The sequence below is a fragment of the Ectobacillus sp. genome, assembly GCF_056992975.1.
In genome coordinates, this window is sequence record NZ_JBXKMX010000069.1 from 1 (window position 1) to 6,974 (window position 6,974).

Genomic DNA, 6,974 nt, shown 5'->3' on the forward strand with positions numbered 1-6,974 from the left:
CACTTGCATCTTGAAGGAGCTAAGCTAATCGTAACGGATATTCATAAACAATCGGTACAACGGGCTGTGGATGAGTTTTCTGCAACTGCAGTTGATCCAACTGACATATATGAAGTGCAGTGTGATATATTCTCACCATGTGCATTAGGCGCTGTTATCAATGATGAAACCATTCCTGCTATAAAAGCAAAGGTAATTGCTGGGGCTGCTAATAATCAATTAAAAGAAGCACGTCACGGGGAGATAATTTATGAAAGAGGAATTGTCTATGCTCCTGACTATGTGATTAATGCAGGTGGAGTGATAAATGTAGCAGATGAGCTATATGGATACAATCGGGAACGCGCACTTAAAAAAGTAGAAGGAATTTATGATAACATTACGAAAGTAATTGAAATTTCAAAACGGGATGGCATTCCCACATACTTAGCTGCAGACCGACTAGCTGAAGAACGAATTCAAAACATGAAACAGTCAAGAAGCACCTTTTTACAAAATGGTCATCACATATTAAGTAGAAGATAAGCAGAGAGAAAATGGGAATATATTCCGTTTTCCTGTAGTTTACGGAGGGAAGAAAATTGTCTAGTTTTTGCATACTTGCTATTAATCCGGGGAGCACCTCTACAAAAATTGGGGTTTTTGTAGATGAACAGGAAATATTTATAGAAAACATTCGTCATAAGGAAGAAGAAATTGCAGCATTTGCTCATATTTTTGATGAGTATGAGTTTCGAAAAAGTACGATATTAGAAGTGCTTGATTTACATGGGGTAAACGTATCAAATTTAAGTGCAGTGTGTGGTCGAGGCGGACTAATTCGTTCTGTTAAGGGTGGAACGTATGAAGTAAATGAAGCAATGTTAAAGGATTTAAGAGAAGGATATAATGGGTTCCATGCTTCCAATTTAGGTGCAGTACTGGCCCATGAAATTGCTTCCTCACTACAAATTCCATCTTTCATCGTAGATCCGGTTGTAGTAGATGAAATGGATGACATTGCTAGAATTAGTGGTGCTGTTGGAATCGAACGAAGAAGCATCTTCCATGCGCTAAACCAAAAAGCAGTTGCAAGAAGTGTTGCAAAAAAAATCGGTAAAAAATATGAAGAATTAAATATGATTGTTGCTCACTTAGGCGGAGGAATTACAGTAGGGGTACATCATAAGGGAAGAGTAATTGATGTAAATGATGCCTTTTACGGGGAAGGTCCGTTTACGCCTGAGAGAGCTGGAAGTGTTCCAGTAGGCCAGCTAATTGATCTATGTTTTTCTGGAAAATATACACGTGAAGAAGTAATGAAGAAAATGGTAGGGCAAGCTGGTTTAGCAGCCTTACTTGGTACAAAGGATGCAAGTAAAATTGAAAAGTTAATAGCAGATGGAGATAAAGAAGCAAGGCTGATATATAGTGCAATGGCATACCAAATTGCAAAGGAAATTGGAGCGGATAGCACTGCATTGCATGGAAAAGTAGATGCAATTGTGTTAACGGGTGGATTAGCGTTCAGCGAATTACTCGTTCATGAAATTATGGAACGCGTTCAATGGATTGCTAATGTGTTTGTTGAGCCAGGAGAAAATGAACTACAGGCACTTTCCCAAGGTACATTACGAGTACTGCGTGGTGAAGAAGAAGTAAAAGAATATGTTATTCCTAACGAAAATGGGAGGTAAGTACTATGGCAACGGATTATGATCTCGTCATTATTGGAGGCGGTACCGGGGGATACGTAGCTGCCATTCGTGCAAGTCAACTTGGGTTAAAAACAGCCATAGTAGAAAATAAAAAATTGGGGGGTACATGCCTACACGCAGGATGTATTCCCAGTAAAGCGTTACTTCGAAGTGCAGAAGTATTTGCTACTGTAAAAAAAAGTGCGCAATTTGGTGTGCAAACGGGCGATGTATCACTTGATTTCACAAAGGTACAAGAGCGCAAACAAAAGATTGTGGACCAGCTTCATCGTGGTGTTATGCAACTTATGACAAAGGGGAAAATAGATATTTACGAGGGATATGGTCGCATTCTTGGGCCATCCATTTTTTCCCCCCTACCAGGAACGATTTCAGTTGAAATGAACAGCGGCACGGAAAATGAAATCCTCATTCCGAAATATGTCATACTTGCAACGGGGTCTCGTCCTAAAACATTGCCTGGTCTTACCATTGATGGTGAATATGTTTTAACATCGGATCATGCGTTGCAAATGAAAGAACTACCTTCCTCTATCATTATTATTGGAGGCGGTGTCATCGGAGTAGAATGGGCATCTATGCTAGCTGATTTTGATGTAAATGTAACCGTTATTGAGTATGATTCTCGTTTGCTTCCCCTGGAGGATGAAGATATTTCGAAAGAAATGCAGCGTTTGCTGAAGAAAAAGGGAGTTACTGTCGTGACGAGTGCGAAAGTAATGGGAGATACTCTTGTGCGAGGGAAAACCGTATCGATTCAAGCAGAGCGAAATGGTGAAATAAAAGAATATACAGGTGATAAAATACTTGTTTCCACTGGACGCCAAGCAAATATAGAAAACTTAGGTCTTTCGAATACAGATATTGTTATAAAAAATGGATGTATTGAAACAAATGAATATTATCAAACGAAAGAACCCCATATTTATGCGATTGGTGATGTCATTGGCGGATTGCAGCTTGCACATGTTGCATCTCATGAAGGGATAATAGCAACAGAGCATATGGCAGGTCTAAAGCAACAGCCCATCAACTATGAAATAATATCAAAATGTGTATATAGCAATCCAGAAGTTGCATCAGTTGGACTAACGGAGAAGGCTGCTATAAAGCGTGGCTACAAAGTGAAAACAGGGACGTTTTCCTTTCGTGCTATTGGCAAGGCACTCGTATACGGGGAAAAAGATGGCTTTGTAAAGCTAGTTGTTGATGAAGATACGGAAGACCTTCTTGGTTGTCATATGATTGGACCTCATGTTACAGATTTGATATCTGAAGCGGGGCTAGCAAAACTATTAGATGCAACTCCGTGGGAAATAGGAAAAACCATTCACCCTCATCCATCCCTATCTGAAGCAATTGGAGAAGCAGCTTTAGCTGTCGACGGAAAAGCTCTTCATGCATAAAAAGTAGAGATGAGAAGATTCTTCACTGCCATCCGTTTTTATGAAATTAGGAGGAGATAGCAATGACTGAATATACTATAAATCGTCATCAGGAGCTTGGATTGTCTGATTCTCGTGTATTAGATATGTATCGTACGATGGTGGAGGCACGTAGAATAGACGAACGTATGTGGTTATTAAATCGTGCTGGGAAAATCCCATTCGTTGTTTCGTGTCAGGGACAAGAAGCCGCGCAGGTAGGAGCTGCTTTTGCTTTAAATCCCGCAATAGATTATATATTGCCCTACTATAGAGATATGGGGGTTGTTCTTACATTTGGTATGACAGCGAAAGATTTGCTGCTTTCTGCATTTGCCAAAGCGGAAGAACCAAACTCTGGCGGGCGTCAAATGCCCGGCCATTTTGGACAAAAGAAGAATCATATTGTTACAGGGTCATCTCCTGTGACAACGCAAGTCCCGCATGCTGTCGGAATGGCACTTGCAGGACGATTAGATGGGAAAAATCTTGTTACTTTTGTAACGTTCGGTGAAGGTTCTTCCAATCAGGGTGATTTTCATGAAGGAGCAAATTTTGCTGCTGTTCATAAACTACCTGTTATATTTATGTGCGAAAATAATAAATATGCAATTTCTGTTCCGATTGAAAAACAACTAGCTTGTGTCAATGTTTCCGATCGCGCTGTTGGATATGGGATGCCTGGTGTTACAGTAGATGGAAATGATCCGCTAGAAGTTTACAAAGCTGTGAAAGAAGCAGCCGATCGTGGTCGCTCTGGTGAAGGGCCTACATTAATTGAAGCTATTTCCTATCGCCTAACTCCTCATTCCAGTGATGATGATGATCGTTCTTATCGCAAACGTGAAGAAGTAGAAGAGGCGAAGCGGAAAGACCCCCTATATACATTTACTGCCTATTTAAAAGGAGTCGGGGTTCTCACAGATGAAGTGGAGAAACAGATTGAAAGTGAGATCATGCAAATTATTGACGAAGCAACAGAATACGCGGAAAGAGCGCCATATGCAGAGCCAGAATCAACACTAAACCACGTATATGCTAGGGGGAATAATGATGCCAATTAAATCCTATATTGATGCCATTACGCTTGCTATGCATGAGGAGATGGAACGTGATAATCATGTATTTATTTTAGGGGAAGATGTCGGGAAAAAGGGCGGTGTATTTAGAGCAACGCAAGGTTTGTATGAGACGTTTGGGGAAGCAAGAGTAATGGATACTCCTCTAGCAGAATCTGCAATTGTCGGTGTAGCGATTGGCGCTGCTATGTATGGAATGCGCCCCATCGCAGAGATTCAGTTTGCAGATTTTATTATGCCAGCTGTAAACCAAATTGTTTCGGAAGCCGCTAAGATTCGATATCGTTCTAACAATGATTGGAGTTGTCCGATTACGATTCGCGCACCATTCGGTGGTGGTGTTCATGGTGCTTTGTATCATTCACAATCAGTAGAAGCACTTTTTGCCAATCAACCAGGACTGAAAATTGTTATACCATCCACCCCTTATGATGCAAAAGGTCTATTAAAAGCTGCCATTCGTGATGAAGATCCTGTTTTGTTTTTTGAACATAAACGTGCATATCGCCTTATTAAAGGGGAAGTACCTGACGAAGATTATGTTCTCCCGATTGGAAAAGCAGATGTGAAACGAGAAGGGGAAGACATTACCGTCATTACGTATGGTCTTTGTGTCCATTTTGCCTTGCAGGCTGCTGAAAAAGTAGCCCAAGATGGTATCTCTACTCACATATTAGATTTGCGCACTATTTATCCACTTGATCAAGAAGCAATCAAAGAAGCAGCTTCCAAAACAGGAAAGGTGTTACTTGTGACAGAGGATACGAAAGAAGGAAGTGTAATGAGTGAGGTAGCAGCTATTATTGCAGAGCATTGTTTATTTGATTTAGATGCCCCAATCGCCCGTTTAGCTGGACCGGACGTCCCTGCTATGCCGTATGCACCGACGATGGAGAAATTTTTCATGGTAAATCCAGATAAGGTAGAACATGAAATGCGCAAGTTATATGCATTTTAAGGAGGGAAGTTGATGGGAGTCGAAATTATAACGATGCCACAGCTTGGTGAAAGTGTAACGGAAGGTACCATAAGTAAATGGCTTGTACAGACTGGTGATCATGTTAATAAATATGATCCATTAGCAGAAGTGATGACAGATAAAGTAAATGCAGAAATTCCTTCGTCCTTTACAGGGGTAGTTAGTGAAATAATTGCACAAGAAGGTGATACGTTGGTTGTAGGTGCAAGTATTTGTAAACTAATTACGGAAGAAACAGAACGTACCGTAGTGCAAGAAGAACGAGAAATTCAACAAACTCAAGACACGCTGAAGGATTCATCTATGCCTAAGGCTAGATATTCTCCTGCTGTTTTAAAGCTAGCCCATTTGCATCATATCGATTTAGCGACAATACAAGGAACTGGGTTACAAGGACGTATTACACGCAAGGATGTACTTCGTATAGCTGATAAGGGAACGATTACTTCTTCAATAGAACAAGTGTCAATACCTATGAAAAACGAAGAAGTAGTAGAAAAGAAGGAAGCTATTACGTCTCCTTCTTCATATGATGTAGAGGTCCCAGTTTCATCAATCCGGAAAGCAATTGCAGCCAATATGGTGCGAAGTAAACAAGAAGTGCCTCATGCTTGGATGATGGTAGAAGTGGATGTAACTAATCTAGTAGCATATCGTAATCAAATTAAGGATGAATTTAAGACGAGAGAAGGATTTAATCTAACATACTTTTCCTTCTTCGTGAAAGCTGTTGCAAGAGCATTAAAAGAGTATCCACAAATGAATGCAATGTGGGCGGGAGATAAAATTATCCAGAAAAAAGATATTAATATTTCAATTGCTGTAGCAACTGATTCTGAGCTGTTCGTACCGGTTATTAAGCGGGCAGATGAGAAAACAATAAAAGGAATTGCTCGTGAAGTAAATAATTTGGCTGGGAAAGTAAGAACGAACTCCCTTGGTTTGGATGATTTGCAAGGAGGGACGTTCACTGTTAACAACACAGGTACATTTGGATCGATTCAATCGATGGGGATTATTAATTATCCGCAAGCAGCAATCGTACAAATCGAATCGATTGTTAAGCGTCCGGTTGTTATGGATAACGGATATATTGGCGTTCGTGATATGGTAAATATTTGTTTATCTCTTGATCATCGTGTATTAGATGGGCTCATTTGTGGCCGGTTTTTACAACGCGTCAAAGCGATACTAGAAAGTGTATCGAAGGAAACAACCTCTATTTATTAAAAAGAAGTGATGCAAAAAGGACACTGCCCTTTTTGCATCACTTCTTTTAAAATGGCGCGTATTTCTATTGATTATTTATTATCCGAACTCCGTCTACAAAATATTGAACTCGGTTCTATGTTTGGAATTGTAGTGAAGGATGGGAAAATCAGAGGATTGGCTAGTGGAGAAAATTGGAAAGGAAAGAATCCAAAATATTTTGCTTGCTATGGTAAATAATGAGGGTGACCTTCGACTCATTTTTAAAAAGTAACATAAGAAACATCTCTTTTTTCTAGCATACTACATAAGCTATACTGTTACTTAAGAATGAAAAGAGAAAGGTTAGTATAAATGGGATATGTAGAAGAGGTTCGGAAGCTTGTTGGTCATGCTCCGTTGATACTTGTTGGAGCTGTCGTGTTAGTATTGGATGGGAAAGGAAATATTTTACTGCAGCAACGCACGGAACCTCATGGGAAATGGGGCCTTTTAGGGGGGTTAATGGAGTTAGGTGAATCTCCAGAAGATACAGCCCGGCGAGAGGTGTTTGAAGAAGCAGGAATTGATGTTGGCAAACTTAGGC

General features: G+C 40.2%; 8 protein-coding genes. All 8 read left to right on the forward strand.

Annotation, left to right across the window (positions count from 1 at the left end; all coding sequences use genetic code 11):
- On the forward strand, positions 1–525 hold a 525-nt coding region (locus AC11ZT_RS03435; protein ID WP_484058266.1), incomplete at its 5' end, for a Glu/Leu/Phe/Val dehydrogenase family protein.
- A 56-nt stretch (positions 526–581) separates the two neighbouring features.
- Positions 582–1,676: a butyrate kinase gene (gene buk, locus AC11ZT_RS03440; RefSeq protein ID WP_484058267.1), complete on the forward strand. Its 1,095-nt coding sequence runs from the start codon at positions 582–584 to the stop codon at positions 1,674–1,676.
- 5 nt (positions 1,677–1,681) lie between these two features.
- On the forward strand, positions 1,682–3,103 hold the full coding sequence (gene lpdA / locus AC11ZT_RS03445) for a dihydrolipoyl dehydrogenase (RefSeq protein ID WP_484058268.1): 1,422 nt from the start codon (positions 1,682–1,684) through the stop codon (positions 3,101–3,103).
- 62 nt (positions 3,104–3,165) lie between these two features.
- The gene (locus AC11ZT_RS03450) at positions 3,166–4,185 is read left to right on the forward strand and encodes a thiamine pyrophosphate-dependent dehydrogenase E1 component subunit alpha (RefSeq protein WP_484058269.1); all 1,020 of its coding nucleotides are present in this window, start codon (positions 3,166–3,168) and stop codon (positions 4,183–4,185) included.
- Complete coding sequence (locus AC11ZT_RS03455) at positions 4,175–5,158, forward strand: alpha-ketoacid dehydrogenase subunit beta (RefSeq protein WP_484058273.1); 984 nt, start codon at positions 4,175–4,177, stop codon at positions 5,156–5,158. The genes AC11ZT_RS03450 and AC11ZT_RS03455 overlap by 11 nt, the downstream gene beginning before the upstream one ends.
- A 12-nt stretch (positions 5,159–5,170) precedes the next feature.
- Entirely contained in the window at positions 5,171–6,409 is a 1,239-nt protein-coding gene (locus AC11ZT_RS03460) for a dihydrolipoamide acetyltransferase family protein (RefSeq protein ID WP_484058270.1), read from the forward strand.
- Between the two features lie 9 nt (positions 6,410–6,418).
- Complete coding sequence (locus AC11ZT_RS03465; protein ID WP_484058271.1) at positions 6,419–6,628, forward strand: hypothetical protein; 210 nt, start codon at positions 6,419–6,421, stop codon at positions 6,626–6,628.
- A gap of 114 nt (positions 6,629–6,742) precedes the next feature.
- A partial coding sequence (locus tag AC11ZT_RS03470; RefSeq protein WP_484058272.1) for an NUDIX domain-containing protein occupies positions 6,743–6,974 on the forward strand: 232 nt, incomplete at its 3' end.